General features: G+C 62.1%; 28 protein-coding genes and 2 pseudogenes. 13 read left to right on the top strand and 17 right to left on the bottom strand.

What is annotated here, in order from left to right; translation table 11 throughout:
- Positions 1-34 precede the first annotated feature (34 nt).
- Positions 35-1,099: pseudogene (gene groL / locus X744_RS0138130) on the top strand (chaperonin GroEL); the annotation flags it as partial.
- Between the two features lies 1 nt (position 1,100).
- Positions 1,101-1,850: pseudogene (locus X744_RS0138125) on the top strand (TCP-1/cpn60 chaperonin family protein); the annotation flags it as partial.
- A gap of 245 nt (positions 1,851-2,095) precedes the next feature.
- On the opposite strand, the gene X744_RS144575 reads toward X744_RS0138125, so the two are convergent.
- Positions 2,096-2,704, bottom strand: a complete 609-nt coding sequence (locus X744_RS144575) for a TetR/AcrR family transcriptional regulator (protein ID WP_023761975.1) — start codon at positions 2,702-2,704, stop codon at positions 2,096-2,098.
- A gap of 98 nt (positions 2,705-2,802) precedes the next feature.
- Between X744_RS144575 and X744_RS144580 the strand changes: the two genes are divergently transcribed.
- The 4 genes from X744_RS144580 to X744_RS144595 all read left to right on the top strand — a co-directional run bounded on the left by X744_RS144580 (position 2,803) and on the right by X744_RS144595 (position 5,197).
- The gene (locus X744_RS144580; protein WP_023761974.1) at positions 2,803-3,813 is read left to right on the top strand and encodes an NAD(P)-dependent alcohol dehydrogenase; all 1,011 of its coding nucleotides are present in this window, start codon (positions 2,803-2,805) and stop codon (positions 3,811-3,813) included.
- Between the two features lie 34 nt (positions 3,814-3,847).
- Positions 3,848-4,294 (top strand): OsmC family protein, encoded by a 447-nt coding sequence (locus tag X744_RS144585; protein WP_023761973.1) that lies wholly within the window; start codon positions 3,848-3,850, stop codon positions 4,292-4,294.
- A 17-nt stretch (positions 4,295-4,311) separates the two neighbouring features.
- Positions 4,312-4,698 carry a nuclear transport factor 2 family protein gene (locus tag X744_RS144590; protein WP_023761972.1) on the top strand — a complete coding sequence of 129 codons (387 nt, stop codon included), beginning with the start codon at positions 4,312-4,314 and terminating at the stop codon, positions 4,696-4,698.
- 220 nt (positions 4,699-4,918) lie between these two features.
- The gene (locus X744_RS144595) at positions 4,919-5,197 is read left to right on the top strand and encodes a hypothetical protein (RefSeq protein WP_023761971.1); all 279 of its coding nucleotides are present in this window, start codon (positions 4,919-4,921) and stop codon (positions 5,195-5,197) included.
- 100 nt (positions 5,198-5,297) lie between these two features.
- On the opposite strand, the gene X744_RS144600 is transcribed toward X744_RS144595, so the two are convergent.
- The 10 genes from X744_RS144600 to X744_RS144640 form a co-directional block, all read right to left on the bottom strand.
- Positions 5,298-5,909 carry a LysE family translocator gene (locus X744_RS144600; protein ID WP_023761970.1) on the bottom strand — a complete coding sequence of 204 codons (612 nt, stop codon included), beginning with the start codon at positions 5,907-5,909 and terminating at the stop codon, positions 5,298-5,300.
- Between the two features lie 100 nt (positions 5,910-6,009).
- Positions 6,010-6,390, bottom strand: a complete 381-nt coding sequence (locus tag X744_RS144605) for a YkgJ family cysteine cluster protein (protein ID WP_023761969.1) — start codon at positions 6,388-6,390, stop codon at positions 6,010-6,012.
- A 4-nt stretch (positions 6,391-6,394) separates the two neighbouring features.
- Positions 6,395-6,595, bottom strand: a complete 201-nt coding sequence (locus tag X744_RS05225) for a hypothetical protein (protein WP_023761968.1) — start codon at positions 6,593-6,595, stop codon at positions 6,395-6,397.
- A 1-nt stretch (position 6,596) separates the two neighbouring features.
- Positions 6,597-7,004 carry a hypothetical protein gene (locus X744_RS144610; RefSeq protein WP_023761967.1) on the bottom strand — a complete coding sequence of 136 codons (408 nt, stop codon included), beginning with the start codon at positions 7,002-7,004 and terminating at the stop codon, positions 6,597-6,599.
- A complete protein-coding gene (locus X744_RS144615; RefSeq protein ID WP_023761966.1) occupies positions 7,004-7,231 on the bottom strand; it encodes a hypothetical protein in 228 nt (75 codons plus the stop codon). The genes X744_RS144610 and X744_RS144615 overlap by 1 nt, the downstream gene beginning before the upstream one ends.
- 363 nt (positions 7,232-7,594) lie before the next feature.
- Positions 7,595-7,804: a cold-shock protein gene (locus X744_RS144620; RefSeq protein ID WP_010915421.1), complete on the bottom strand. Its 210-nt coding sequence runs from the start codon at positions 7,802-7,804 to the stop codon at positions 7,595-7,597.
- 715 nt (positions 7,805-8,519) lie between these two features.
- On the bottom strand, positions 8,520-9,026 hold the full coding sequence (locus tag X744_RS144625; RefSeq protein WP_245266825.1) for an MAPEG family protein: 507 nt from the start codon (positions 9,024-9,026) through the stop codon (positions 8,520-8,522).
- Between the two features lie 393 nt (positions 9,027-9,419).
- Positions 9,420-10,073 (bottom strand): glutathione S-transferase family protein, encoded by a 654-nt coding sequence (locus X744_RS144630; RefSeq protein WP_023761964.1) that lies wholly within the window; start codon positions 10,071-10,073, stop codon positions 9,420-9,422.
- Positions 10,074-10,293: 220 nt separating this feature from the next.
- Complete coding sequence (locus X744_RS144635) at positions 10,294-11,427, bottom strand: metallophosphoesterase (RefSeq protein ID WP_023761963.1); 1,134 nt, start codon at positions 11,425-11,427, stop codon at positions 10,294-10,296.
- Positions 11,428-11,645: 218 nt separating this feature from the next.
- Positions 11,646-12,326, bottom strand: coding sequence for a TetR/AcrR family transcriptional regulator (locus X744_RS144640; protein ID WP_023761962.1), 681 nt, complete (start codon positions 12,324-12,326; stop codon positions 11,646-11,648).
- Between the two features lie 96 nt (positions 12,327-12,422).
- On the opposite strand from X744_RS144640, the gene X744_RS144645 reads away from it, so the two are divergent.
- A complete protein-coding gene (locus X744_RS144645) occupies positions 12,423-13,205 on the top strand; it encodes an NIPSNAP family protein (RefSeq protein WP_023761961.1) in 783 nt (260 codons plus the stop codon).
- Between the two features lie 212 nt (positions 13,206-13,417).
- Here the strand turns inward: X744_RS144645 and X744_RS144650 are convergent, their stop codons facing one another.
- Entirely contained in the window at positions 13,418-14,401 is a 984-nt protein-coding gene (locus X744_RS144650) for a LysR family transcriptional regulator (RefSeq protein ID WP_245266823.1), read from the bottom strand.
- Between the two features lie 77 nt (positions 14,402-14,478).
- On the opposite strand from X744_RS144650, the gene X744_RS144655 reads away from it, so the two are divergent.
- From X744_RS144655 to X744_RS144670, 4 genes are all read left to right on the top strand, one after another.
- Positions 14,479-14,958: a cupin domain-containing protein gene (locus X744_RS144655; RefSeq protein ID WP_023761959.1), complete on the top strand. Its 480-nt coding sequence runs from the start codon at positions 14,479-14,481 to the stop codon at positions 14,956-14,958.
- A 171-nt stretch (positions 14,959-15,129) separates the two neighbouring features.
- Positions 15,130-16,527: a class II fumarate hydratase gene (fumC, locus tag X744_RS144660; RefSeq protein WP_023761958.1), complete on the top strand. Its 1,398-nt coding sequence runs from the start codon at positions 15,130-15,132 to the stop codon at positions 16,525-16,527.
- A 180-nt stretch (positions 16,528-16,707) separates the two neighbouring features.
- Positions 16,708-17,127: a DoxX family protein gene (locus X744_RS144665; protein WP_023761957.1), complete on the top strand. Its 420-nt coding sequence runs from the start codon at positions 16,708-16,710 to the stop codon at positions 17,125-17,127.
- A gap of 191 nt (positions 17,128-17,318) precedes the next feature.
- Entirely contained in the window at positions 17,319-17,723 is a 405-nt protein-coding gene (locus X744_RS144670) for a DoxX family protein (RefSeq protein WP_023761956.1), read from the top strand.
- 335 nt (positions 17,724-18,058) lie between these two features.
- Here the strand turns inward: X744_RS144670 and ppx are convergent, their stop codons facing one another.
- The gene (gene ppx, locus X744_RS144675; protein ID WP_023761955.1) at positions 18,059-19,594 is read right to left on the bottom strand and encodes an exopolyphosphatase; all 1,536 of its coding nucleotides are present in this window, start codon (positions 19,592-19,594) and stop codon (positions 18,059-18,061) included.
- A complete protein-coding gene (locus X744_RS144680) occupies positions 19,594-21,795 on the bottom strand; it encodes an RNA degradosome polyphosphate kinase (protein ID WP_023761954.1) in 2,202 nt (733 codons plus the stop codon). The genes ppx and X744_RS144680 overlap by 1 nt, the downstream gene beginning before the upstream one ends.
- Before the next feature lie 244 nt (positions 21,796-22,039).
- Here X744_RS144680 and X744_RS144685 point away from each other — a divergent pair, with 244 nt between their 5' ends.
- Complete coding sequence (locus X744_RS144685) at positions 22,040-22,285, top strand: zinc-finger domain-containing protein (RefSeq protein WP_023761953.1); 246 nt, start codon at positions 22,040-22,042, stop codon at positions 22,283-22,285.
- Between the two features lie 20 nt (positions 22,286-22,305).
- On the top strand, positions 22,306-23,547 hold the full coding sequence (locus tag X744_RS144690) for an FAD-dependent monooxygenase (RefSeq protein WP_023761952.1): 1,242 nt from the start codon (positions 22,306-22,308) through the stop codon (positions 23,545-23,547).
- A 118-nt stretch (positions 23,548-23,665) separates the two neighbouring features.
- On the opposite strand, the gene X744_RS144695 is transcribed toward X744_RS144690, so the two are convergent.
- The 3 genes from X744_RS144695 to X744_RS144705 all read right to left on the bottom strand — a co-directional run bounded on the left by X744_RS144695 (position 23,666) and on the right by X744_RS144705 (position 26,439).
- Positions 23,666-24,334, bottom strand: coding sequence for a TIGR02117 family protein (locus X744_RS144695; RefSeq protein WP_023761951.1), 669 nt, complete (start codon positions 24,332-24,334; stop codon positions 23,666-23,668).
- 118 nt (positions 24,335-24,452) lie between these two features.
- The gene (locus X744_RS144700) at positions 24,453-25,256 is read right to left on the bottom strand and encodes an amino acid ABC transporter ATP-binding protein (RefSeq protein WP_023761950.1); all 804 of its coding nucleotides are present in this window, start codon (positions 25,254-25,256) and stop codon (positions 24,453-24,455) included.
- A 25-nt stretch (positions 25,257-25,281) separates the two neighbouring features.
- Entirely contained in the window at positions 25,282-26,439 is a 1,158-nt protein-coding gene (locus X744_RS144705; RefSeq protein WP_023761949.1) for an amino acid ABC transporter permease, read from the bottom strand.
- Position 26,440 lies beyond the last annotated feature (1 nt).

Genomic DNA, 26,440 nt, shown 5'->3' with positions numbered 1-26,440 from the left:
GGGCTCTATCCGAGCCCCTGCCAGGAGCTAAAACATGGCTGCCAAAGACGTAAAATTCTCCCGCGATGCCCGTGAGCGCATGCTGCGCGGCGTCAACATCCTCGCCGACGCGGTGAAGGTCACGCTCGGCCCCAAGGGCCGCAACGTCGTCATCGACAAGTCGTTCGGCGCGCCGCGCATCACCAAGGACGGAGTCACCGTCGCCAAGGAAATCGAGCTTGAAGACAAGTTCGAGAACATGGGCGCGCAGATGGTCCGCGAAGTTGCTTCGAAGACCAACGACATCGCCGGCGACGGCACCACGACGGCGACCGTTCTGGCGCAGTCGATCGTCCAGGAAGGCCACAAGGCCGTTGCCGCCGGCATGAACCCGATGGACCTGAAGCGCGGCATCGACCTGGCCGTGACCGAAGTCGTCGGAGCGCTCGGCAAGGCTGCCAAGAAGATCAAGACCTCCGAGGAAGTTGCCCAGGTCGGCACGATCTCTGCCAATGGCGACGAGTCGGTCGGCAAGATGATCGCGGAAGCGATGCAGAAGGTCGGCAACGAAGGCGTCATCACGGTTGAGGAAGCCAAGACCGCCGAGACCGAACTCGAAGTCGTCGAAGGCATGCAGTTCGACCGCGGCTACCTCTCGCCCTACTTCGTCACCAACGCCGACAAGATGGTTGCCGAGCTCGAGGACGTCTACATCCTCCTGCACGAGAAGAAGCTCTCCAACCTCCAGGCGATGCTGCCGGTTCTCGAAGCCGTCGTGCAGACCTCGAAGCCGCTGCTCATCATCTCGGAAGACGTCGAAGGCGAGGCTCTGGCCACGCTGGTCGTCAACAAGCTGCGTGGCGGCCTGAAGATCGCCGCCGTGAAGGCGCCGGGCTTCGGTGATCGCCGCAAGGCCATGCTGGAAGACATCGCCATCCTCACCGGTGGCCAGGTCATCTCCGAAGACCTCGGCATCAAGCTCGAGAACGTCGGCCTCAACATGCTCGGCCGCGCCAAGAAGGTGTCGATCTCCAAGGAGAACACCACCATCGTCGACGGCGCCGGCAAGAAAGCCGAGATCCAGGGCCGCGTCGCCCAGATCAAGCAGCAGATCGAGGAGNGAAGACCTCGGCATCAAGCTCGAGAACGTCGGCCTCAACATGCTCGGCCGCGCCAAGAAGGTGTCGATCTCCAAGGAGAACACCACCATCGTCGACGGCGCCGGCAAGAAGGCCGAGATCCAGGGCCGCGTTGCCCAGATCAAGCAGCAGATCGAAGAGACCACTTCGGATTACGACAAGGAGAAGCTGCAGGAACGTCTCGCGAAGCTCGCGGGCGGCGTTGCGGTGATCCGCGTCGGCGGTGCGACGGAAGTCGAAGTCAAGGAAAAGAAGGACCGCGTCGATGACGCCCTCAACGCGACCCGCGCGGCTGTCGAAGAAGGCATCGTTGCTGGTGGTGGCGTAGCCCTGCTGCGCGCTTCGGCCAACATCAAGGCCACAGGCGTCAATGCCGACCAAGCCGCCGGCATCAACATCGTTCGTCGTGCGCTGCAGGCTCCGGCCCGCCAGATCGCGGCCAACGCCGGTGCGGAAGCATCGATCGTTGCCGGCAAGATCCTTGAGAACAAGGGCGCGACCTTCGGCTACAACGCCCAGACCGGCGAATATGGCGACATGATCGCCATGGGTATCGTCGATCCGGTCAAGGTCGTGCGCACTGCCCTCCAGGACGCGGCCTCGGTCGCCGGCCTGCTCGTCACCACCGAAGCCATGATCGCGGAGGCTCCGAAGAAGGAGTCGGCTGGCGGCGGCATGCCTGGCGGCATGGGCGGCGGCGGCATGGGCGGCATGGGCGGCATGGATTTCTAAGAAATCCATAAAGCACACCCATGAACTAACATTGCTCAAGCCCACAAGCGGGCTTGAGTGGCGGCATGGATTTCTAAGAAATCCATAAAGCACGCCCATCAACCAACATTGCTCAAGCCCGCAAGCGGGCTTGAGTGGCGGCATGGATTTCTAATCCAGCCTCATTCAGCCTTCAGATACGGAAAGGGCGCCGAAAGGCGCCCTTTTTGTTTTTGAGGTCGAACGGCTCAAGCTTGGAGGCCAGGCTAGATGACGGCATCCGCGCGCTGTCGTACCTCGCCAGCCAGCACCGCGGCTTCGATCAGCGCCGCGACCTCGTCGGCCACCGCCTGTAGCGGGGCGCGGTCGCGGGTGGCGCGGGCGATGACCATCAGCCCTTCCAGCGACGATTCGACCAGCAGCGCCAAGGCATGGGCACGGCGCTCGGACACCCCTGCCCTGACGAAGGCGTCGCGCAGCAGGCCTATCCACTGTTCGAAGGCCGAACGGCACAAATCCGCCAGTTCCGGCACGTCGGTCGGCGAATCCAGCACGACAGGCGCGATCGGACAGCCGAGCGAAAACTGGTTGTCCTCCAGCATGCGCCCCACCGACTGGTAGATATGATGGACGGCCACCGCCGGATCCCGCTCGGCGGCCAACGCCTCGCCCAACCGCGCCGTCACATCGGCGACGCTGGCACGCGTCACCTCGATGACCAGTTGGTCCTTGCCACCGGGAAAATGGAAGTAGAGCGAACCGCGGGGCGCGCCGCTGGCGCTCAAGATGTCGTTGAGCGAGGTGCCATGGTAGCCACGTTGCCGCAGCAGCAGCCCCGTCGTCTCGAGTATGCGGGTACGGGTGTCGTTCGCCATGTCAACCTCTGTCAGCAGTGAGCATTATAGGCCTTGCGTCGAATATGACAATCGGTCTACATAATATGTAGATCAGTCTATATATACGAGGTAGCCGAATGCAAACCTATCGCCTTGAAGGCTCCGGCGGGGCCGAATGCCTGGTGATGCGCGATGAGGCACAGCCGAAGCCGAAACCGCATGAGATCGTGGTGCGTATTCGCGCCACCTCACTCAACCGTCGCGACACGATGATCCTCAACGGCACCTACCCGCTGCCGCCGCGCCAGGGCGTCGTCCCACTGAGCGACGGAGCCGGTGAGATTGTCGCCATCGGCGATGCCGTCACCCGCTTTGCCGTCGGCGACCGTGTCACCGGCAGCTATTTCGCACGCTGGATCGACGGCCGCATCAATGCCGGGCTCATCGACCAGCTCGGCTGCACGCTGGACGGCATGCTGACCGAATACGCCGTTCTCGATGAACAATGGGCGGTGCGGCTGCCCGATCATCTCGATTGGCAGGAGGCCGCAACGCTGACCTGCGCCGGCCTGACCGCCTGGAATGCGGTCACGGGAGCCAGAATTCCGACACCCGGCCAATGGGTTCTGGTCATCGGCTCGGGCGGTGTCGCGCTTTTTGCACTGCAGTTCGCCAAGCTGCTCGGCTGCCGTGTCGTCGCCGTCACCTCGCGCGGGGAGAAAGCCGACAGGCTGCGCGCGCTGGGCGCCGACCTGGTGATCTCGACATCGGATATGCCGCAATGGGGTGCGACCGTCCGCGACCAGACCGGCGGCATCGATCTCGTCGTCGAGACGGGTGGCCCGGCGACCTTCGCGCAATCGCTGATCTCCAGCACGCTTTACGGACACATCGTGCTGCTGACGCTACAGGATGCGAAAGGCGGATCGATCCAGATGCCGACGGCACTCTACCAGCGCAGCCTCGCCACCATCAGCCGTCTCTTCGTCGGCAGCCGGACCAATCTCGAAGCCATGCTGCGCGCTATCTCACAGCACCGCCTGCGGCCCGTCATCGACAAGGTCTTTGCCTTCACCGAGGCCAGCGATGCCTACCACTATTTCCAGCAGGGCGACGTCTTCGGAAAGGTGATCGTCGACGGCGCCTGACCCACCGATTTTTTCAAACCAAGGGAGGACGACAATGACAATTCGTGAAGCATCGGCCGAGTGGCAAGGGACACTGAAGGAGGGCTCGGGCAGGCTGAGGCTCGGCAGCGGCGTGTTCGAAGGCGCCTACTCCTTCCCGTCGCGTTTCGAGAACGGTCCGGGCACCAATCCGGAAGAACTGATCGCCGCGGCGCATGCCGGCTGCTTCTCAATGGCGCTCAGTGCCAAACTGGGCACGGCCGGTCATATCCCCACAAGCATCAGCACCATCGCCAAGGTGCATCTCGGCACAACCGCCGCCGGGCCGACGATCACCCGCATCGAGATTGAGACGCAAGCCGAGATTCCGAGCCTTACCCCGGATGAATTCCAGAAACTCGCAGAGACGACGAAAACAGCATGCCTTGTCTCGCGTGCGCTGGCCGGCGTGGCAAACATCACGCTCAAGGCCGAGCTCGTCGCGACCGCCACGGATTACTGAAAGGAAGGAGCAATCCAGTGACACAGGAAATCATCATCGACAACGCAACGGCTCGGCGCTCCGCCGAAACGGCCGAGATCATGCGTCGCTTCAACGACGTGTTCCAACGCCACGACCCGTCAGCGCTGGACGGACTGGTGGCGGAAGACTGCGTCATCGAGAACACTACGCCGGCGCCGGACGGTGCCCGCCACGCCGGCAAGGCAGCCTGTATCGAACTGTGGTCGGCGATTGCGACCGGACCCGGCACGCATTTCGACCTAGAGGAGACCTTCGTCGCTGGAGACCGGGCGACGATCCGCTGGCGCTACTGCATGGCCGACGGCAATTCGCTGCGCGGCGTCAATTTGATGCGTGTCGCTGGCGGCCGGATCGTCGAGGCCAAGGGCTATGTGAAGAGGTAGCGCCGGCCGGCGCTACCGATCCGCCAGCGCCAGCTTGGCGCCGAAGGTGCGGCGCAACAGGTCGGCGCCATGCGTCGGTAAGCCTCCGCTAATCCAATTGATGCACGAGGACGCCCGACCACAGCCATATGAGTTAGTCCTAAACTATTTCAATCTGTGCTAGAACCGGGCGCGACCGCCATTCGACGATCGAGAAAACCCATGAGGGAGGACTCGTGCGATGAGCATTAGAACCGCCTGCTTTGGAGCACTCGCATTGGCTGTCTTCAGCGGCACGGCATTTGCCGGGGCGCTCGACTCGCCCAAGATGATGGAACCGTTCTTCACCGATTCGAGCATGAAGACGATGAAATCCGACAAAGAAATGAAGGCCGCTTGGGCAGCGATGTCCAAGGACGATCAGGCCATGATGATGAAGGAATGCCAGGACGCTGCGATGAGCAAACCACACGCACCGTTCTGCGAAAAATTGAAGGCTCTCGGCGGCGCCAACAAGTGATTGCCCGGAGTTGAAGAGCAGATGAAGGCGAGCTTGGGCTCGCCTTCTGACTATCTGGCAGGGATTTTGCGCAAAGACGACAGGACCCGCGAACCGGTTTCTACCGGTCGGCCAGCGCCAGCTTTGCGCCGAGCATGACGAAGGCTCCGGCGAAGGTTCGGCGCATCCAGGTCAGCACCATTGGCCGCGACACGACATGGCTGCGGATCGAGGCGGCGAAGACGCCGTAGCCGACGAAAACCACGAAGGTCAAAAGCATGAAGACGGAGCTGAGCTCCAGCATCTTCGACAACGCGTTGGGTTCGGTGGTGCTGACGAATTGCGGCAGGAAGGCGAAGAAGAAGATCGACAGTTTCGGATTGAGCACGTTGACGAGGATGCCGGTGGCAATCACCTTGCGGGCCGAGCGCGGCGTCACATCCTGTTCGACGCTCAGGCCACCCTTTTCCTTCAACGTGTTCCAAGCCATGTAGAGCAGGTAGGCGACGCCAAGATATTTCAGCGTCTCGAAGGCGACGGCACTTGTGTGCAGCAGTGCCGCAAGGCCGGTGATGGCGGCCGCCATATGCGGGATGATGCCGAGCGTGCACCCGAAGGCGGCGATGATCGAGGCCCGCGCGCCGCGCGACAGGCCGGCGCTCAGCGTGTAGAGAACGCCGGTGCCGGGCGAAGCCACGACGATCAGCGACGTCAACAGAAATTCGATGCTCATGAAATCCTCCGCTGCCCCGCCCGGCGGAAGGTATCGGGGCGGACAATGGCGCACAAGCGGCGGTGAGCTTAATCTCCCCCTTTGTGGGGTAGATTAGCAGCTACACCGGCAATCCGTGCGCCCGGCGCGCCATCAGGCAATCGTCGTCACCAGGCATGCAGGCGCGGCAGACGTCCGGGCGGAGTTCATAGATGCCGCATGCGGTCGACTTGCCGATCTCGCCGCACAGGGCAGAGCAGCGCACGCCCTCGCAGCGCATGCCGGACAGATTGGCGGCTACATATTTTTCTGGGATGCGGTCGAGCTGCGCATCGTCCTCGGTGGAAAAGCGCGGCCACTCGGCCGAGTAGCAACAGCAGGCGCCGCAGCTCTGGCAGTCGAACAGAGCAGCGGTGCCGCGCTGCGACGACAAAGGACTTGCAGCGGCCACCAGGGCAGACAGCCCCGGCGCGGCAGGATTGCGATCGGCGTCTTGCGGCAAGGGGCTATTTCTTCTTGCCTGTCATTTCTTCTTGCCTGTCATTTTTCTTGCCTGTCTTGCGCGACGACGCTTCGGCCGGCGACTTGAACAGATCGGTCGCGGTCTCGGCAGCTTCGCTGGCTTTCGGCGCGGCAACCGGCTTGGCCGGTTTTGCGGTGGCAGCCGGTGCTGCCGGCTGGTCCTTGGTGGAGAATTTTATGGCCATGTCAGTCCTCGTCGACGAAGCGCGATGTTGGTGCACGTGGATTGCGCAGGCGGCCGATCAACGCCGAAACCGCCGTGATGTTCATTTCCTCGGGCGACCAGTTTCTGACTTCCGCGATATGGTGCACAGCCAGCTCGCGATGCGTGCTGCCGCTGTAGGCGGCGTCCTGATGGGTCACGCGCTCATGGGTCTTGGCGTCTTCACGGACATATTCGATCAAATAGTTCGGGCATTCGGCGCGACCGCGCACGCCGACCCGCACCTGGGCATCGCCATGAGCGCGTTTGCAGCGCTCCAGCTTTTCCAGCACCCGGCGCACATATTCGACGGGCTTGTTGAGGCCATCGACCACGTCGGCGATGGTCGAATCGGCGGCGATCAGTCTCGGAGGCACGCGCTTGGTAGCCATCAGCGTCTTCCGGTTCGCTTCGGCAAAGCGGCGAGCGCCGCGGCGGCGGCCAACTCATCGGCCTCCTTCTCCAGGCGCAATTCGCGCAAGCGCGCGGTCTTGGCTTCACGCGCTTGGCTGACGGCATCGCGCTCGGAATTGATACGGTTGAGCGACATCGACTGGGTTTGCGTCTTGCTGAACAAGGACACGGCCTGTTCGGCTGTTGTCTTCGATTGAGCGGTCAAAATCTTTCTCCTGTCAGGAGCCCGTGACGATGGAGCAAGACCGGATCTTCGGTCGGGACCATGCACGAAGCCATACGGCAGCGGATTCAATTGCTGGAGCGTCCCATAGCACGTCCAGGTCGGCGCGCGGCGTATTTTCAGCGGCAAGACGCGCAAAATGAAAAAGGCCAGGCACCGCCTGACCTTCATGAGAGCGCCGCGCAACCAAGTGACATCCAAAAGGATGCACGGGGGATGCACGGGAACGCCCTTCTCATGCGCATGACATGCCGTGGAAACTCAGGTCTCCGCGGCCATGCGCTCGAATTCGCCACTCACCGGTGCCAGTACATCCGTGGTCACCGGGAGAGCTGAATTCTTTTTTCAGGCCGCCTTCAACTGGTCGGCGGACATCTTGCCCGACTTGTTGTCGCGGACCATCTCGTAGCCGAGCTTCTGGCCCTCGACGATGTCGCGCATGCCGGCGCGCTCTACGGCCGAGATGTGGACAAAAACGTCGGCAGAGCCGTCGTCAGGCTGAATAAAACCAAAACCTTTGGTGGCGTTGAACCATTTAACTGTGCCGGTGCTCATGACGAACCCTTTCCATGGCAAATATTCGTTCGACGCCATGCGGATGCATGACGTCGTTTGTCCCGATTTTTGATGTGGGAAGTTCGTCAAAGGCGCGCTCGAAAGCGCGGATAACAAAAGTCAGTCAAACAAATATCGACGAATTCCTTGTAGGCTTCTTTTGGCGGCGTGTCAATTTCTGGTTTTCTTCTCACCTGATTCGACGCAGACGCGCCTGGCGAGGATCCATTCGCCGGCGGCTCCGGGCACAGAAACCAAGGCGCCTGTTCCATCAAAAAAATAGCAGCATGCCGGGAACCAATTTCGCGCCCATGCATTTCATTGTGTCAGCAGTTTCAGAGAGCGATCTCAGGGACGCTGACACAAAGGACGCCTCCCGTACAATAAAACGTGCGAGGGGCGTTCTTGTATGGTGACGAACCGGCTGGCCGGTATCGAGCGGGGCTTTCCCTCCCTCCCCGGATTTCGCTGCGAAGGCGATGTCCGGTTGCGGCGCAAATGTCGCGCCAAGATCGACGTGGATAGCGGCCGGGGCTTGGGTGGTGTTGGCTTGGATGCTCCAGGTGAGTTTGGCAACTTCACTCTGGCAGAGCGCTGGTCGACTTCCATCCCGATAGGATCTTCGCGATAGGCCCCCAACCTCGTTCTCTTACCCGCTGAACCGGCGGCTTTTTTCAGTTGAAAGACCGCCGTGATTCTGAACTCGCGGCACTCTTCAGATCAACAGCACCCAGGACCAATACGCACCGATCACCATTTGCACGGCGAACGCGGTGAACCTGAGACTAACCGCGAGTTGGGTCGTGGAGACGAGGTGGATCATCGACTGCACTATCCGTGCACCTAACAGGGTATAGGCAAGCGGATTCGTGACATCTGTTCTTGCGATAATGATGGCGACGCCTAGCAGACCTCCGAAGATTGGAAGCCCTTCAATGCAGTTGGCGTGGGCGCGGGCCAGCCTCTGCATGAAGGGGGTGAGTGCTGCGTTATCTGGCGTGAAGCCGTTTGCCGCGACTTGCCCAGAGATCACCAGGTAGGTCCGGATGACTTCCATCACGATCAGCAGGCCCAGCGCCCATGAGATGAATCCAATCAATGCATAAGCACTCGCCGACATGTGCCGTCCCCGTTGTTCGCCCTTTGGTTCATTGTAAAGGATCAAGTGGTGTTGTGCTTCTGTTGCTCCGGCTTGGTGGGGACGCTTCTGGCCCGCAGCCATCTTGGCCAAGCGATACAGATTCGATCTGCATCTTCACACCAACCTACCCTGAAATCCTCCAGAATCTGAGCCAATCCAGCGCGCCGAGAAGCGTCATCACACGCTTTGGTTGAAGTTCGACTTCGCGCGATCGTAAATGGCAACAATGGTCGCGGTGTTGAGGCGCGAGGGGTAAGGGTCCCGTTGGGCACAGATGGGTGCTGGTGAAACGCCAGTGACCGCCGGCGTGCCGGGATCTGGCGCTGTGCCCTTATGTCTGAGTACGGATTGTGCGCAAAGCAAAGCCCTATGAGCAGGCCTTCACGATCGGGGTTTCCGTCAGCCGAGGAGGGTCGGCAATCGTTGGTTCTGCATGCTTCGAGAACCGTCCGGGCGACCAGGCGGGGAAGAAGCTCATTCGTCCGGGCCGGGTTCCGGCCATGTCTCCTTTGCCGCTTCCGCATACCAATGGCGCATCGCCGGGGTGGCAAGAACGGCGTCGACATAGGCGCGTGTGTCCGGCGCAAGCGTGCCGCCGTAGGTGTCGAAGCGGGTGACGACAGGCGCATACATGGCGTCGGCCGCGGTGAAATGGCCGAACAGGAACGGGCCGCCCTTGCCGTATTGTTCCCGGCACTCGCGCCAGATCGTCTCTATGCGCTCGCGCTGTAGTTCACCTTCGGCGTCGAGCTCTTTGTGGCCCTTCGGCCGTCGCAAATTCATCGGCCAGCCATAGCGGACCTCGCGAAAACCCGAATGCATTTCGGTCGCCACCGAGCGCGCCAGGGCGCGGGCGTCGATGTCGGCCGGCCAAAGCCTTTTGTCTGGAAACAGGTCAGCCAGATATTCGAGGATAGCAAGTGTTTCCCAGATGGTTTTGCCATTGTGATTCAGGACGGGCACCTGGCCGGTCGGCGACACTTTCGCCAGATTTGCGAAGGTCTCCGGCGTGCGCAGCCGTACGAAGCTCTCGTCGAACGGGATCTCCAGATGCCGCATCGCCACCCATGGCCGGAGCGACCACGAAGAGAAGCACTTGTTGCCGATGAAGAGCGTGAATTCAGCCATTTTTCTCCCCGCACGCATGACCCCTGGAATCCCTTGGTCGGCGCGTGCTCACAGCCTAGCCCGCCAAGCTTGCCTCGGGAGGCGGCGGCACGACCTGATCTGCTGCCCGGGCGACGCCTGGAACCCAACCGACGCCGGCTCGCTAGCCGCGCGCGGATGAATTGCTCCGAATTCAAGATTCCCAGAAGATACGGAAAAGGCGGCCGCGAGGGTCGCCTCTTCATGTACTCCAGCCCTTGCTGAAGGCATTGGTGAAAGCGACCTCGCCATGATCGCCGGTTGCCTCGCCCAGCACCACGTCCAAGCCGTTGCCGGTCACCCTGGCCAGCGCGAAACCTCCCATATAGGCAGCCTTCGGCTTGAACAGATCGAGACCATCCCTGCGATAGATCAGCGGCGGGTCGTGCTGGTGGCCATGGAAAATGCCGACGACATTGTAGCCCTTGAGCACCGCCAGCAGCGCCTGCCGGTCGGCCTCGCTCCACCAGTGCGGTGCACCGGAGCCGTCATCGTCGTAGTGCCTTTTGGCGGCATCCCAGCGTTCTATCGAGAAGGTGTCCCAGCCATAGTGCTGGAACAGGATGACCGGACGACCATCCGCCGCATAGGTCGCCAGATCCTGCTTCAGCCACGGCAGGCTGGAGACGGCGCCGTGACCGGTGTCGCCGGCAAAACGATGCGTCTGGATCAGATGCAGGCCGCCCCAGTCCCAGGAATAGCAGTCGGTGGCGACATCATAATCGGTGGCCGGCACCGGCGGCTTGAAGAAGACGCCGGCGCGATGATTGACCTCGACATAGTCGCGCAATTCGCGCCGGTACCAATTGACATGGCGCGGCGGCCCGTTCTGGTCGAGATCATGGTTGCCGAGCCCGACATAGACGGGCATGTGCACGCGATCGGGGCCGACGCCCTGCTGGTAGCGCTGGCTGAACTGGAGCAGTTGGGTGCCCTCGCTCGGCTGGGTGATCTGGCCGCCGCCATCGTCCGTGATGTCGCCGCCGACGACGAGGCCGAGCGGCCTGCCGATGCGGCCGCCCGCCGAGCGCAGGCCACTGGCGACACCGTTGATCTCGGTGGGCCAGTCCTTGTCGGCGAGACCGTTGAGCGCCGTCACGTTGCGCAGCAGGGCCGCGTCGGTCTTTCCTTCCTGCCGGCAGTTGGGGCTCAAGCCGCTCGCCATACGGCAGGCATGAACATCGGCGATGAACAGGAAGGTGGCGTCGATGGGCTGGATGCGTAGGCCGGTCTGGCTGAATGCCGGGCGCGACGATGCGCCGGCCGCGGCAAAACCTACGGCCTGCGCCAAAAAGCTGCGACGAGAAAACAATCCAGGCGAACGGCTATTCATCATGAGCTGAATTTCAGCATGGAGAGCGGCCGGCCGTCCAGCGCCTCTCCTTGCCGCCATTCGACATCGTGCCAAAGGCCTGCATCTCCGCCCTTCGAGAACCAGGCTGCCGAGGCGCTACGACGAAGGCGCAAGTTCCGAACGCTATGAGGCGATAAAGCCGCGGGCGCAGTAGCTAGAGCTGGCGCGCCAAGTCAACGCAGCGTGTTATCACTGTGACATCAAAGGGTTCTTGGTCGTGGCAGCACCCGGCGACGTCGCCTGGCTGCCAGTCCGCCTTGAGATGACGACAGCGCACTCCGCTCCAGTCCCGCCAAACAGTCCCGCAGCACGCTCGGATCCTGCGCCGTCTTGGCCATCGACATGGCGCCGGAATAGGTGGCGACCGCCAGCGCGGCAAAGCGCTCGGGATCTGTGCCCTCGTCCCTGCCCGCCCGCTGGTCGGCCCGCACCTTGTCCGAAATCGCCCGCCGCCAATCGGCAAAAATACCTGCAAGGGCAATCCGGAAATCGGGATCGGCGAGCGACAGCTCATGCGCCAAATTGTTGAGCGGGCAGCCACGCACGAAACCCTGCTGCTCCAGTTCCGCCGCCACCGCCTCGAACACGGCGCGCACGCCTTCGCGCACCGACGCAGCCGCCAGCAGCGGCGCGATCCATGTCTGTTCCACCGCTGCCGCCACACGCTCGTCAATTACCGCCAGCGCGAGCGCCTTCTTTGTCGGGAAATGGTGATGCAGTGCACCGCCGCTGACGCCCGCCGCCGCCATCAGGTCGCCGAGGCTGGAGGCGTGATAGCCGCACGCCTGGAACGCGTCCTCGGCGACATCGAGCACTTTCTTGCGCATGCCTTCAGGGTCGTTGATGCGTTTTCGTGGGCGCGGTTTTGATTGAACGTTCATCTCTGCTGACATTGCCGAACTCTAGCATATTGACAAAACAGGACAACCGGTCTGTTTTATAAACAGGATGATCACCCTGTTTTTGAGGAGAGTTGGATGAACATGCCCCTGAATGCCGCGCCGAAGCCATCGGTGCTCGCCTCGCCTGTCGTCGAGCTTCGGCAATACACGCTGAAGCCCGGACAGCGCGACACGCTTATCGACATTTTCGACGGCAAGCTGATCGAGGGCCAGGAGGACGTTGGAATGACCATCATCGGCCAGTTCCGGGATCTCGATCGCCCGGACATGTTCGTCTGGATGCGCGGCTTCGACGGCATGGATGCGCGGACAAATGCTCTCGCCGCCTTTTATGACGGCCCGGTCTGGGCGGCGCACAAACATGCGGCCAACGCGACAATGATCGATTCCGACGACGTGCTGCTGCTGAAGCCCGCATGGCCGGGCGCCGGCTTCGACCTTACGGGCGCGCAGCGTCCAAGCCTGGCCACCGACGAAAACTCAATTCAAGACAGGCCGCCGACTGGCCTCGTTGTCATTGAGATTCATCATTTGCAGCCCGGCATGGAGGTTGATTTCGGGAGGCACTTCGAGGCCGAAACGGCACCCCTGATGACGGCGTCTGGAGCAGACCTGCTCGCTGCTTTCGTCACCGAGCATGCCGAAAACAGTTTTCCGCGCCTGCCGGTACGGGCTGATGAAAACGTCTTCATGTCCGTCGCTGGCTTTGACAGCGCCGAGGCGTATGTCCGCCACAAAGCCGCGCTCGCCGCCTCGCTGGCATGGCAGGCCATTTGGCAGGCCGCGCAACTCAGCCTGACCAAGCCAATTGAGACCTTGCGCCTCTCGCCGACATCGCGTTCGCAACTTGGGAGATGATTGAGGCGATTCGAGTGCGGCACCTGCCGGAGCGCGCTTTGCCGGAGAGCCGGCGGGGGGCGTCCTGATCGTCGGCCGCGACACCGAAAAACTTGACGCTGCCCGCAGCCAGCATCGCGGTCTATCTCGCGAGCGACGAGGCGGCCTGGACAGTGACGGCCTTTGTCGATCGACGGTGGCCATGCGGTGGGGTGATCGATCCCTGCACCAGACTAGGCGCCGGCATTTTCAGTAGCCCCGCCTTCCACAAATCCGAGTGAGGCTATCGCCTCCAGGATCTGATCGCGAACCCAGCGATGAGGTGACTCGTCGTCGTGGCGCGCGTGCCAGTACATTCTGATTTCAGGAACGGCAATGGGGAGCGGCGGTTCAAAGATGACGAGCGGCAGGGTCCTCGCCGCCCAAACGGCGAACTGCCTGGGAACCGCTGCGAGGTGGTTTCCATTTGCCACTGCCAATGCGACAGCCTGAAAGTGCGGCAGTGTCAGGCTTACGCGACGCGTTCGTCCGATTTTGCGGAGCGCCTCGTCGGTGGCGCCCGACATCGAGCCATCAATAGAACGAAGAATATGGGGCAATTCGCAGAAAAGCTCGATCGGCAAAGGCTCGCCTTCGGCAGTACCCGCCTGCCTGATCGCAGCGTTGTCTTCCGCGGCGATGATGGCGAATGGTGAATGGAACAGAGGCGTGCTTGAGACCCAGTCGGAGACCTCCAGCGGACGCTCGAGCGCTACGTCGATTTCATCCTCCTGGAGCAGCCGCGAAACGTCGCCGCGCGCGCTATCGAGAAACCTTAACGACACGCGCGGCGCGGCGCCGGCGATGCGTGCCGCCAGGGTTGGCATCAGCAGCATGGAAAAGAAATCGGCACCCATGAACGTGAAGGTTCGCTCCAGCTCCGCCGGATCGAACGCCTTCGCCGAATGGAAGACGCGTTCGATTTCGCGAAGGGCCACGCGCAAGGGCTCGGCCAAGCTCTCGGCGCGCGGCGTCGGCATCATGTCATTGCCCCGCCGAACGAACAACTGATCGTTGAGGAGATGCCGCAAGCGATTGAGCGCGGCACTGACGGCAGGCTGGCTGAGGCCGATCTGCTCGCCGGCACGCGTAACGCTTCTCTCCCGCAGAAGGGCGTCGAACACCCTGACGAGATTGAGGTCGAGCGCATTCAAATTCATCGCATCAATTCGCCCCATATGATCATTCGATTTCCGCTGTGGGCATGTCCTTGGTTAGGTGGTCATCGGCACAGCAACAGAAGGATCAGACAGCCATGACAATGACCGCCCGGACGATCACAGGCAAGGAGCTCTTCTGGTTCAACAACACGCTCGTCGCGATCCACGTCTCGGCGGCCGCAGGAGAAGACGGCATCTGCGTCGTCGAGCATCGCATGCCCTATGGCGACTCTCCGCCACTGCATGTGCATCGCAGGGAAGACGAAGTTTTTCACCTCCTGGACGGGAGATTACGCTTTGAAATCGACGGCCACGAACGCATTGCAGACGCCGGCGAAACCGTCATTGCGCCGAAAGGCCTACCGCACACTTACCGGGTCGAATCTCCAAACGGTGCGCGAACCCTAACCATCACGCGCGGCTCCGACTTCGAGACGATGCTGCGTCAAGCGAGCCGTCCCGCCGAACAGCCAGAGCTGCCGCCGCAGATGGAACCGACACCGGAAATCATCGCGGTGCTGGTACAGCTCTGCGCAAAAAATGGCATCGACATTGTGGGGCCGCCGCTAGCCTGATTGGCCGTTCAGGACATTCGAGGCAAGCCGACACGCGCCTCCGCCTTTTTCCTTACGTGAGAAGGCGGAGGCGCACCTTCAACCGATTTGCATCATTGCCGCCCGCAATCTCCGCTTGAAGCCGTTTGTGCAACGCGATACGCCGTTGCCGACTTCGACAAGGAGAGACCCGTGACCGCTGCAGAGACCAGAACCGAAACCGACACGTTCGGCCCGATCGAAGTCGCCGCCGACCGTTATTGGGGCGCGCAGGCGCAGCGTTCTCTCGGCAACTTCAAGATAGGCTGGGAAAAGCAGCCGGCGTCGATCGTGCGCGCGCTGGGTATCGTCAAGCGGGCGGCGGCCGAGGCCAATATGGAGCTGAAGCGGCTTGATCCTTCGATCGGCAAGACGATTGTCGAGGCGGCGCAAGAGGTCATAGACGGCAAGCTCAACGACCATTTTCCGCTGGTGGTCTGGCAGACCGGCTCGGGCACGCAGTCCAACATGAACGCCAATGAGGTGATCTCCAACCGGGCGATCGAGATGCTGGGCGGCGTCATGGGCTCGAAGAAGCCGGTGCATCCCAACGACCACGTCAATATGAGCCAGTCGTCGAACGACACCTATCCGACGGCCATGCACATCGCCTGCGCCGAGCGCATCGTGCACGATTTGCTGCCGGCGCTGAAACATCTGCACAAGGCACTTGAAGCCAAGACCAAGGCCTTCGCGCACATCATCAAGATCGGCCGCACGCACACCCAGGATGCCACCCCCCTCACGCTTGGCCAGGAATTTTCGGGCTATGCCGCGCAGGTCGCCTCGTCGATCAAGCGCATCGAGCTGACGCTGCCCGGGCTGCAGGAACTGGCGCAGGGCGGCACCGCTGTCGGCACCGGCCTCAACGCGCCGGTCGGCTTTGCCGAAAAGGTGGCGGATCGCATCGCCGCCATCACCGGCATCGCCTTCGTCACCGCGCCGAACAAGTTCGAGGCGCTGGCGGCCCATGATTCCATGGTGTTCTCGCACGGCGCCATCAACGCGGCGGCGGCTGCGTTGTTCAAGATCGCCAACGACATCCGCTTCCTCGGTTCCGGCCCGCGTTCGGGCCTCGGCGAACTGTCGCTGCCGGAAAACGAACCGGGCTCGTCGATCATGCCGGGCAAGGTCAATCCAACCCAGTGCGAGGCGATGACGCAGGTCTGCGTTCAGGTGTTCGGAAACAATGCGGCGCTCACCTTCGCCGGCAGCCAGGGCCATTTCGAGCTCAATGTCTACAACCCGCTGATGGCCTACAACTTTCTCCAGTCGGTGCAGCTGCTCTCCGACGCTTCGGTCTCCTTCACCGACAATTGCGTCGTCGGCATCGAGGCGCGTGAAGACAACATCAAGGCGGCACTCGACCGCTCGCTGATGCTGGTGACGGCGCTGGCGCCGACCATCGGCTACGACAATGCGGCGAAGATCGCCAAGACCGCGCACAAGAAGGGCACCACGCTGCGCGAGGAAGCGCTCGCCACCGGGCTCGTCAGCGAAGCCGACTATGACCGGCTGGTGCGGCCGGAGGACATGACGTATCCGGGGTAGGACATTTCGCGAGGGGAGAATTTACTCCTGTCGCGTCCTGACCCGAGGCGAATTTTGCGCAGGTCGTCCGATCACGGAAATGTAAGCGCTGTGAACAATGTGTCGCCAGTCTGACGGCTTTGGTGAACAGTCCGCATGCTCTATCTCACCGGCATCAACCCCTTCCCGGAGAGAGCCAACATGTCCACCAACACTTCAGTCGCCGGTTCCGGCGCATCCAATGCCTCAACCACCATCCTTCTCGGCCGCGTCCTGCTTGCGGTCATCTTCCTGCTTTCAGGTTTCGGCAAGCTCACCGCCATCGCCGGCACGGCCGGCTATTTCGGCAGCCTCGGCCTGCCCTTGCCGACCGTAACGGCTATCATCGTCGGCTTGATCGAGCTTCTCGGTGGTGTCGCCATCCTCGTCGGCTTCCAGACCCGGGCCGCAGCCTGGGTGCTCGCTGTCTTCACCGTCGCCACCGGCTTGGTTGCCCACACCGGCTGGGCCGACCAGATGCAGATGATCCAGTTTCTCAAGAACCTCGCCATCACTGGCGGCTTCCTGCTGCTGGCTTCCTCCGGCGCCGGCGCCTATTCGATCGACGCAAAGCGCGGCTGATCCAAGCCTGGCGATAGCTCAACAAAAAAGCGGCGCGGAATTTTCCGCNCCAAGGACCTGAAATGAGCGGCGCGGAATTTTCCGCGCCGCTTTTTCGTTGTCGGTACAGACGTCTCAGCCGGTTGATTCCTGTTATGATCACGGCTTGGAATGGGCTAATCGCCCGGCTCGACCGACAACGGGAGGTGAACATGCCCCGCAACGCGCTGCTTCTGCTTTCCCGGCTGCTGCTCGCCGCCCTGTTCGTGCCCTCCGGTTTTCACGCGCTGAGCGACATTGCCGGCACGACAGGCTATTTCGCCGGCCTCGGCCTGCCGCTGCCGACGCTGGCCGCCTGGGGCACGGGACTGTTCGAACTCATCGCCGGATTGCTCATCCTGGTCGGCTTCCAGACCCGGATTGCGGCGCTGCTGCTCGCCGCCTTCTGCATTGTCGCCGGTTTCATCGGCCATTACGGCCAGGGTGGCGGCGATGCGATGCTCGCCTTCTTGCACCAGCAGATGCTGATGAAGGACATCGCCATATCAGGCGGCTTCCTGGCACTTGGCATGGCCGGCGCCGGGGTATGGTCGGTCGATGGGCGTGGCGCGGTTTGATATCGTCTCAAATCTAAGGGCAGCCCCGGACCAACCAGAGATATTGCCCCCGGTTGAACCCTCGACACCCAAGCCAGGTCGACCCCCACTCCGTCTCGGCTTCGCCGAGCCACCTCTCCCCCGATCGACGGGGTAGAGGAAGGGCGCGAACTGATTCTAGCCAACGCTCCTCACGCTAGGCTCCCTTCCTTTCCCTCCGGAGGGGGGAAAGGTGGCGCTGCGAAGCAGCGACGGATTGGGGGAAGCCGGTCATCAAACGCGAAGCCGCTGACAAGTGGCGCGAACGAGTTGGTCTAATATCCGCGTGGGTTAAGTCACGCTCTGGTAGGCCGTGTTCACTTCACCGACACGCTCGGGCCGCCCTCGACGGCCAACACCAGACGGCGGTTGGTGATCCTTGCCAGTTGCGCCAGGCGTCCGGCCGGCCGTTCGCCATAGAGGTCGGCCAGCGATGCCGGCAAGACCAGCGCCAGCACGCCGTTGCCGCGCTGTTCCCATTTCAGCCTGGGCATGATGCCCGGCATCGACGCCGTCAGCAGATAGACGACGCGCATCATCGCCGCCAGCACCCTGGCCCGCTCCAGATAGCGCGGCGTCGCCAGCGCCTTGATTTCAGGGGCGATGGATTCGTTGAAGATGCCGTCGTGACGGTAGGCGTTGGCCAGCGCCAGGAAGGCGCGGCCGGGATGGTCGACACCGAAGAAGGACGCGTGTGCGATGATGTTGAGCGACTGCTTGCCGCGGTATTCAGGATGCGCGCGCCAGCCGATGTCGGCGAGCAATGCCGCCGCGTGGCGATAGCGTGCCTCGTCCTCGGTCTCGTCGATGCCGAAGGCGGCAAAGGTCCTTGCTGTCCAGTCGACAAGCTCATGCGAATGGGTGACGGAGCGGGAGCGCAGGCGGGCGAGTTCCTCCGAGGCCGAAATCAAAGGATCGGCCTTCTGCTCTGCCTTGTCGAGCAGCGAATAGAGAAAGCCTTCGCGGACGCCGAGCGCCGAGACGATGATCTTCGACGGCTGCATCGCCGCCATGATTTCCTGCAGCACGATGGCGCCATAAGGCAGCAGCGAACGGCGGTTCTTGGAAACGCCTTCGATCCCCTTGACCTTCTCGATCTCGGCCTTGGCGACCTGCTTGAGGAAGTTCGACGCGCTTTCGGCTGATATCTCGTAGTGATGCATGACGCCAAGCGGATAGTTGGTCATTTCCATGTGCAGCCGGGCGAGATTTCGCCAGGTTCCGCCTACGGCGTAGAAGGGCCTGCCCCGACCGCCTTTCAACAGCTTGGCCCTCGCGAGTTCGTCACGCGCGATCTTGGCCGCCTGGGTCAGCGAGTTCTTCGCCATGTCCTGCAGGCGCAGGCCGCCCAGCGGCAGCGTTATGCCGTCACCGATCGCTTCGCCGTTGACATCGACCAGTTCGAGGCTGCCGCCACCCAGATCGCCGGCGATGCCATCGGCCGGATGGAAGCCGGAAATGACGCCAAGCGCCGAATAATAGGCTTCCTGACGGCCGCTGATCACACGGATCTCGGTCTTGAGCACATCTTCGGCGCGGTGGATGAAATCGGGACCGTTGATAGCCTCACGGGCGGCAGCGGTGGCCAGCACATACATCTGTTCGGCGCCGGCCTGGTCGGAGAGCGCACGAAAGCGGCGGAACTCTTCCATCGAGCGCGTCACCGCCTCGGGGTCGAGCTTGCCGGTCGAAACGATGCCTCGGCCGAGACCGGCGAGCATCTTTTCGTTGAACAGCATGGTCGGCGAGCGCGACAGCCCCTCATAGACGACGAGACGGATCGAATTCGATCCGATGTCGATGATGGACAGCGGTCGACGGTCCTGCAACCGGCCTTGGGAATTAGACAGCATCAGCCGGACGCTGCGGCGTTCTTCTTGCGGCGCTTGAATTGCGCGATGCGCTTGGGCGCGTGCGACTTCAGCGCGTCACCCCGTCCCGACAGGCTCGGATTGGTCATGAAATATTCCTGCGCGTTGAACGGTTCCTCGCCCTCCTCCAGCACCACGCGCCGGGAAGTTCCATCAGCCAATACGTCGAAACTTTGCTGATTGTCCATGATGTTGCCAAGCATGATCTGGCCAAGGATCTGTTCATGCACAGTTGGGTTGATGATCGGCACCATGGTTTCGACGCGGCGGTCGAGATTGCGCGGCATGAGGTCCGCCGACGAGATGTAGACGACAGCCTCGTCCGACGGCAGGCCGTGACCGTTGCCGAAGCAATAGATGCGGCTGTGCTCGAGAAACCTTCCGACGATCGATTTTACACGAATGTTCTCCGAAAGGCCCGGAACCTGCGGCCGCAGGCAGCAGATGCCGCGCACGACAAGGTCGATCTCGACTCCGGCGCGGCTGGCATCATAGAGCGCGTCGATGATGATCGGGTCAACGAGCGCATTCATCTTCATCCAGATGCGCGCCGGCTTGCCTTCCACGGCATAGGCAATCTCATCGGCAACGTGCTTCAGGATGCGGCTTCTCAGCGTGAACGGCGAGATCGCCAGACGCATTTCGTCCGTCGGCTCGGCATAACCGGTGATGAAATTGAAGAGCTGGGCGACATCGCGGGCAATCGTCGGATCGGTGGTGAAGAAGGACAGGTCGGTGTAAATGCGGGCGGTGACCGGATGGTAGTTGCCGGTGCCGAGGTGCACATAGTTGCGCAACTTGCCGTCCTCGCGCCGCACCACCAGCGACATCTTCGCATGTGTCTTCAGTTCGAGAAACCCGAACACGACCTGCACGCCTGCACGCTCCAGGTCGCGCGCCCAGCGGATGTTGGCTTCCTCGTCGAAGCGCGCCTTGAGCTCGACCAGCGCCGTGACCGATTTGCCGGCCTCGGCCGCGTCGACCAGCGCGCGCACGATCGGGCTGTCATTGGAGGTGCGGTAAAGCGTCTGCTTGATCGCCACCACTTCCGGGTCTGCCATCGCCTGACGCAGGAACTGCACCACCACATCGAAGGATTCATACGGATGGTGGACGACGATGTCCTTCTCGCGGATGGCGGCGAAACAGTCGCCGCCGTGCTCGCGAATGCGTTCGGGAAAGCGCGGATTGTAGGGGGTGAATTTGAGATCGTCGCGGGGAACGGCGACGATTTCGGAAATCTGGCTGAGCGCCAGCGGACCGGTGAGCACGCTGATGCGGCTCGACGAGACGCCAAGCTCGCCAGCGACGAAATCGCGCAGTTCCGCCGGCATCAGTATGTCGAACTCGATCCGGATCACCGAACCGCGGCGGCGCCGCTTCAGCGCCGTCTCGAACAGGCGCACTAGATCCTCGGACTCCTCCTCGACCTCGATATCGCTGTCGCGGATGATGCGGAACGTGCCCGAGCCCTTGACCTCATAGCCAGGGAAGAGCTTGCCGATATACAGGCCGACCGCTTCTTCCAGCGGGATGAAGCGGACATGGCGTTTGCGGTCCGGCAGACGGATGAAGCGCTTGAGCGCCACCGGCAGGCGCAGCAGCGCGCTCATCTCTTCGCCGTTCTTGCGATGACGCAGTTGCAGCGCCATCGAGAAGCCGAGATTGGGGATGAACGGGAACGGGTGCGCCGGGTCGATCGACAGCGGTGTCAGCACCGGAAACACCTGCTCCTGGAAATGGTCTTCCAGCCAGATTTTCTCGTCCTTGGTGAGCGCGTCGCGGGTAATGGTCTCGATGCCCTCCTTGTTGAGCAGCACCGTGAGCGCAGACAGGCTCTTCTGCTGGTCTTCCTGCAGCCGCTCGACCTCGCGCAGCAGCTGTTCCAGCTGCTGTTCGGGGGTGCGCCCGTCAGGACTTTTCAGCACGATGCCTTCGCGCACCTGGCCGGCGAGGCCGGCGACGCGCACCATGAAGAACTCGTCGAGATTGGCGGCCGAGATCGACAGGAAACGGACACGCTCCAGCAGCGGATGATTGAGGTTCAGCGATTCTTCGAGAACGCGCCGGTTGAACTGCAGCCAGGAAAATTCGCGATTGACGAAACGATCCGGATTGCCGCCTTCCGGGCTTGCCGCCTCGACGTTGATGAATTCGCTCTGCACCGGCTTCAGTTCGTTCATATTCCGCTCTTCCACACAGTCTGCCGGCTAGGGCGCCGCGCGTCCTCGAGGACGCGCAAAGGACGCTCTACCACTCCAGGGCAACGCATGATCCCTTCCGAAAACCGAAGTCGGTTTTCCGGGTCATGCGTTAACCGGCTTAACTTATCCTCTGACAGGCTTTTGCGACAGTTTCATTTCATCGAACTTGCAAAGACGCCTGTTATGATCCAGATGCAGAAGAGACTGCGTTAAGGAGACGACGATGGCAGGCGGTTCCATTCCCCACTTCCAGAACGATGCGGGCTACCCGGCTATCGACATCGGCGTCAAGGAATTCATGTGCACGGGCGCCAACCCGCCTTTCGATCACCCGCATGTGTTTCTCGACATGGGCGACGACAATGAAAAAGTCTGCCCCTATTGCTCGACGCTGTACCGCTATTCGCCCAAGCTGAAGGCGACGGAAACGCTGCCGGCCGGCTGCATCTATATCGACCAGGCTGCCTGATTCTTTTCGCGACAAGCTCGATGAACGACATGCGTTCCCGGCAAATTCTCATCGCCGGGGCGGGCGTCGCCGGGCTGACCGCAGCGCTTGTTTTCGCCAAACACGGCTATTCCGTGCAGGTGTTCGAACAGGCTCAACGCCTGGAAGCAGTAGGCGCCGGCCTCCAGCTTTCTCCCAACGCGACGCGCATCCTGGGCCAGCTTGGAGTGCTCGACCGGCTGCTGCCGGCAGCGGTGCGGCCGGAAGCCGTGGTCTTGAAGGACGCAGCGACGCTGCGCGAACTGGCACGCGTGCCGTTGGGGCAAGTCGCCGAGACGCGCTGGCAGCTGCCCTATCTCGTCGCCCACAGGGCCGACCTGCAGAGTGCACTGATGGCGCGTGCCGACGAGATCGCCGACATCAAGATCGTCACTGGGGCCCGCCTCCACGGTTTTGCCACCGGAGCCCATGGCATCACCGCGACGGTTGAGATCGACGGCAAATCCATCGCGGCCGAGGGGTTCCTGCTGGTCGGCGCCGATGGCGTTTGGTCCTCGGTGCGCGGGCTTGTCGACGCGGCAAAGGGGGCTGCCTCGCCAAGAAGTCGCTTTTCCGGCGAACTGGCCTGGCGCACGACCATTGCCGCGCTGAGTGCCGCAGGGCAGGCGTTCGCGGCGATCGGCGCTCCGGACTGCGTCACCACCTTCCTGCACCGGGGCTTCCATATGGTCGCCTATCCCGTCAGCGGGGGTGACGCCTTCAATCTCGTCGCCTTCACCAAGGGCGAACGCATTGCCGAAGGCTGGTCCGGCCATGCCGATCCCGGCATCCTCGCCGGCGCAGTGCGCGGCACCGCGCCTGGCCTTGCAAGACTGGTGGAAGGGGCTGGCCCGTGGCTGACCTGGCCGCTTCATACGGTCGACCAGAAGCGACCCTGGACAATGCCGGACGGCATCGCGCTGATCGGCGACGCCGCACATGCGATGACGCCGTTCGCAGCGCAAGGCGCGGCCATGGCGATCGAGGATGCGGCGACACTTGCCGATATCATTGCCGACTTCCCTGCCGATCCGGCACAAAGCCTACAAATCTGGGAGAACCTGCGGCGGCCGCGCGTCGCCAGGGTCGCACGCCGCGGCGCCATCAACCGCCTTGCCTGGCATGCCGCGGGCCCAGTGGCGATCGCGCGCAATGTGTTCCTGAAAATCCGCTCGTCGGAAAAACTCGCGGCGGATTTGGACTGGCTCTATGGGTGGCGGGCTCAGAAGATCATTCGACGCTGAGCGTACAAGCACAATCGGTTGGTGGGACAGCACCCCCCTCTGTCCTGCCGGAGATGTCCGGCAGGACAGAGGGGGGTGTGAAGGAACGCGACGCTTGCCAATTCGCGGAATGCCCACGCTAATTGTAAAGCCGCATCGACAGGCCAAGCGATACGGGCAGCGGGTTCCACCAGCCGGTGCGCAGACCGGCGATGCGCAAGGCAGCCGCCGTCCACGTGTTGCAGCCGACCAATGCGTTAAAATGGCCATTGGCTTCGTAGAAGCCGTCGAACCTGGAATAGGCCGCGCCCGGAACAAGGGTCGGACCCGTCGGATCCCGCTGAAAACTCGTATCGATGAAATCGAGCAGCGCCGCAAAGCGCTCCTCGCCGATGTCGAAGCCGGCAATGTCGGGACCCTTGATGATGTCGCCGGCGACCTCGACATGCATGACCGACGCATCGACGGTCAGTGCCTTCATCACCGGCACAGCCTTCAACTCAGACCATGTCGGCGTCTCCAGATAGAAGGCGCGGCCACCCCAGCCGAAGACGATGTAGCGCACCTCCGGGCTATCGGCGGGTATGCCGGCGTCGACCAGGAAGTGGAAGCGCTGGCGCACGGCATCGTCGATCGGAATGGCGATGTCGGTGTGGATCGGGTTCTTCAACACCAGGATGCGGTGGGTGGCGGCGGGTGCTGCCGCGGCGGCCGACCGCCACAGCGGCCGCGGCACCAACGCACCCAGCGCAACCGTCAACGTCACCACCGCAACCACCAGGCCGAGACATCGCCAGGGCTTCTTCATCGACGGCAGCCCTGCGGTGGCGCTCCGGCGCAACACATCTGCCTCACATCCTGGCGATCCATACGAAAAGAGCCCGGCCAAAGTTTCGGCCGGGCTTCTTGCGTCCGTGGAAAAACGATCAGTGCAGGATCTGTGACAGGAACAGCTTCGTGCGCTCGTGGCGCGGGTGGTCGAAGAACTCGGCCGGCGTGTTCTGCTCGACGATCTGGCCCTGGTCCATGAAGATCACGCGGTTGGCGACCTTGCGGGCAAAGCCCATCTCGTGGGTGACGCACAGCATGGTCATGCCTTCCTCGGCAAGGCCAACCATGGTCTCCAGCACTTCCTTGATCATTTCCGGATCGAGCGCCGAGGTTGGCTCATCGAACAGCATGATGCGCGGGTTCATGCATAGCGAGCGGGCGATCGCCACGCGCTGCTGCTGGCCGCCGGACAGCTGGCCGGGATATTTATGGGCCTGTTCGGGGATCTTGACGCGCTTGAGGAAATGCATGGCGATTTCCTCTGCCTGTTTCTTCGGCGTCTTGCGCACCCAGATCGGCGCCAGCGTGCAGTTCTCCAGAATGGTCAGATGCGGGAACAGGTTGAAGTGCTGGAACACCATGCCAACCTCGCGGCGGACCTCGTCGATCTTCTTGAGATCGTTGGTCAGTTCCTTGCCGTCGACGATGATCTTGCCCTTCTGGTGCTCTTCCAGACGGTTGATGCAGCGGATCATCGTCGATTTGCCGGAGCCCGAAGGGCCACAGATGACAATACGCTCGCCGCGCATCACTTTCAGATTGATGTCCTTCAGCACATGGAATTCGCCATACCATTTGTGCATGGCGATGATGTCTATGGCGACATCGGTGGTCGAAATCTGCATCTTGGCGGCGTTGACCTTGATCTCTTCCGCGCTGACGGCATTTTCGGTGGCCATGACGGGTTCCCTTTTGTTCTTTTGTTTAGCGTTTGTGGCCGGTGTCGAGCCGACGTTCTGTGAACATTGAATAGCGCGACATGCCGAAGCAGAACAGCCAGAAGATGAAGGCCGCGAAGATCAGGCCGGACCTGGCCGTCTGCGCCGTTGCCCAGTTCGGGTCGGAGAAGTTCTGCTTCACAATGCCGAGCAGGTCGAACATCGAGATGATGATGACCAGGCTGGTGTCCTTGAACATGCCGATAAAGGTGTTGACGATGCCCGGGATGACCAGCTTCAGTGCCTGTGGCATGACGATCAAATACATCTTTTGCCAATAGCCGAGGCCGAGCGAATCCGCACCTTCATACTGGCCCTTGGGGATTGCCTGCAGTCCGCCGCGCACCACTTCGGCCATATAGGCGGCGGCAAACAGCGACACGCCGATCAAAGCGCGCAGGAACTTGTCGAACGAGACGCCCTCCGGCAGGAACAGCGGCAGCATGACGCTGGCGAAGAACAGCACTGTGATCAGCGGGATGCCGCGCACCGTCTCGATGAAGATGACGCACAGCGTCTTGATGATCGGCATCTTGGACCGACGGCCGAGCGCCAGCACGATGCCAAGCGGCAGCGAAACTGCAATACCGACGAAGGACAGGCTGAGCGTCACCAGCAGCCCGCCCCACAGCGAGGTTTCGACATGCGGCAGGCCGAACATGCCGCCGACCAGCAGGATGAAGGCGACGATCGGCAGTGCAAAGAACAGCAGAATGGCATTCAGGCCTTTACGCGGCACCTTCGGGATGAGCATCGGCACCAGCAGCGCCACGAACAGGATAGCGACCAGAATCGGCCGCCAGCGCTCCTCGATCGGATAACGCCCGACCATGAACTGTCCGAATTTGGCATTGACGAAAGCCCAGCAGGCGCCAGTCCAGCCCTCCGGCTGGACGCCGCCTTGCGCCACGGTGGCGCATGCGGTCCGGTCCGGCCCGGTCCACACAGCATTGATGAACGCCCAATTGATGATTTGCGGCAGGATCATCACCACCAGGGCGATGCCGGCGATGGTCATGATGGTGTCGCCGGTGGAAGCGATCAGGTTCTTGCGCACCCACGCTTGGAAACCCGCAACGCCGGCAGGTGCTGGCTCAGCCAGCGCCATTTCGGCGCGCACCCAGGACATGTCATGTTCCTGCATG

Source organism: Mesorhizobium sp. LNHC252B00, from assembly GCF_000502955.1.
GTDB lineage: Bacteria > Pseudomonadota > Alphaproteobacteria > Rhizobiales > Rhizobiaceae > Mesorhizobium.
This window is presented reverse-complemented; position numbering and strand designations above follow the sequence as displayed.

Bases quoted from the DNA above. Each gene is read 5' to 3' on its own strand.
- X744_RS144665 (WP_023761957.1), top strand. From the start codon at position 16,708: ATGTCCACCAACACTTCAGTCGCCGGTTCCGGCGCATCCAATGCCTCA.
- X744_RS144690 (WP_023761952.1), top strand. From the start codon at position 22,306: ATGAACGACATGCGTTCCCGGCAAATTCTCATCGCCGGGGCGGGCGTC.
- X744_RS144600 (WP_023761970.1), bottom strand. From the start codon at position 5,909: ATGAGCATCGAATTTCTGTTGACGTCGCTGATCGTCGTGGCTTCGCCC.
- X744_RS144595 (WP_023761971.1), top strand. From the start codon at position 4,919: ATGAGCATTAGAACCGCCTGCTTTGGAGCACTCGCATTGGCTGTCTTC.
- X744_RS144630 (WP_023761964.1), bottom strand. From the start codon at position 10,073: ATGGCTGAATTCACGCTCTTCATCGGCAACAAGTGCTTCTCTTCGTGG.
- X744_RS144680 (WP_023761954.1), bottom strand. From the start codon at position 21,795: ATGAACGAACTGAAGCCGGTGCAGAGCGAATTCATCAACGTCGAGGCG.
- X744_RS144645 (WP_023761961.1), top strand. From the start codon at position 12,423: ATGAACATGCCCCTGAATGCCGCGCCGAAGCCATCGGTGCTCGCCTCG.
- X744_RS144575 (WP_023761975.1), bottom strand. From the start codon at position 2,704: ATGGCGAACGACACCCGTACCCGCATACTCGAGACGACGGGGCTGCTG.
- X744_RS144640 (WP_023761962.1), bottom strand. From the start codon at position 12,326: ATGAACGTTCAATCAAAACCGCGCCCACGAAAACGCATCAACGACCCT.
- X744_RS144625 (WP_245266825.1), bottom strand. From the start codon at position 9,026: ATGGCTGCGGGCCAGAAGCGTCCCCACCAAGCCGGAGCAACAGAAGCA.
- X744_RS144695 (WP_023761951.1), bottom strand. From the start codon at position 24,334: ATGAAGAAGCCCTGGCGATGTCTCGGCCTGGTGGTTGCGGTGGTGACG.
- X744_RS144705 (WP_023761949.1), bottom strand. From the start codon at position 26,439: ATGCAGGAACATGACATGTCCTGGGTGCGCGCCGAAATGGCGCTGGCT.
- X744_RS144700 (WP_023761950.1), bottom strand. From the start codon at position 25,256: ATGGCCACCGAAAATGCCGTCAGCGCGGAAGAGATCAAGGTCAACGCC.
- ppx (WP_023761955.1), bottom strand. From the start codon at position 19,594: ATGCTGTCTAATTCCCAAGGCCGGTTGCAGGACCGTCGACCGCTGTCC.
- X744_RS144670 (WP_023761956.1), top strand. From the start codon at position 17,319: ATGCCCCGCAACGCGCTGCTTCTGCTTTCCCGGCTGCTGCTCGCCGCC.
- X744_RS144685 (WP_023761953.1), top strand. From the start codon at position 22,040: ATGGCAGGCGGTTCCATTCCCCACTTCCAGAACGATGCGGGCTACCCG.
- X744_RS144650 (WP_245266823.1), bottom strand. From the start codon at position 14,401: ATGGGGCGAATTGATGCGATGAATTTGAATGCGCTCGACCTCAATCTC.
- X744_RS144580 (WP_023761974.1), top strand. From the start codon at position 2,803: ATGCAAACCTATCGCCTTGAAGGCTCCGGCGGGGCCGAATGCCTGGTG.
- X744_RS05225 (WP_023761968.1), bottom strand. From the start codon at position 6,595: ATGGCCATAAAATTCTCCACCAAGGACCAGCCGGCAGCACCGGCTGCC.
- X744_RS144655 (WP_023761959.1), top strand. From the start codon at position 14,479: ATGACAATGACCGCCCGGACGATCACAGGCAAGGAGCTCTTCTGGTTC.
- X744_RS144610 (WP_023761967.1), bottom strand. From the start codon at position 7,004: ATGGCTACCAAGCGCGTGCCTCCGAGACTGATCGCCGCCGATTCGACC.
- X744_RS144620 (WP_010915421.1), bottom strand. From the start codon at position 7,804: ATGAGCACCGGCACAGTTAAATGGTTCAACGCCACCAAAGGTTTTGGT.
- X744_RS144585 (WP_023761973.1), top strand. From the start codon at position 3,848: ATGACAATTCGTGAAGCATCGGCCGAGTGGCAAGGGACACTGAAGGAG.
- X744_RS144635 (WP_023761963.1), bottom strand. From the start codon at position 11,427: ATGATGAATAGCCGTTCGCCTGGATTGTTTTCTCGTCGCAGCTTTTTG.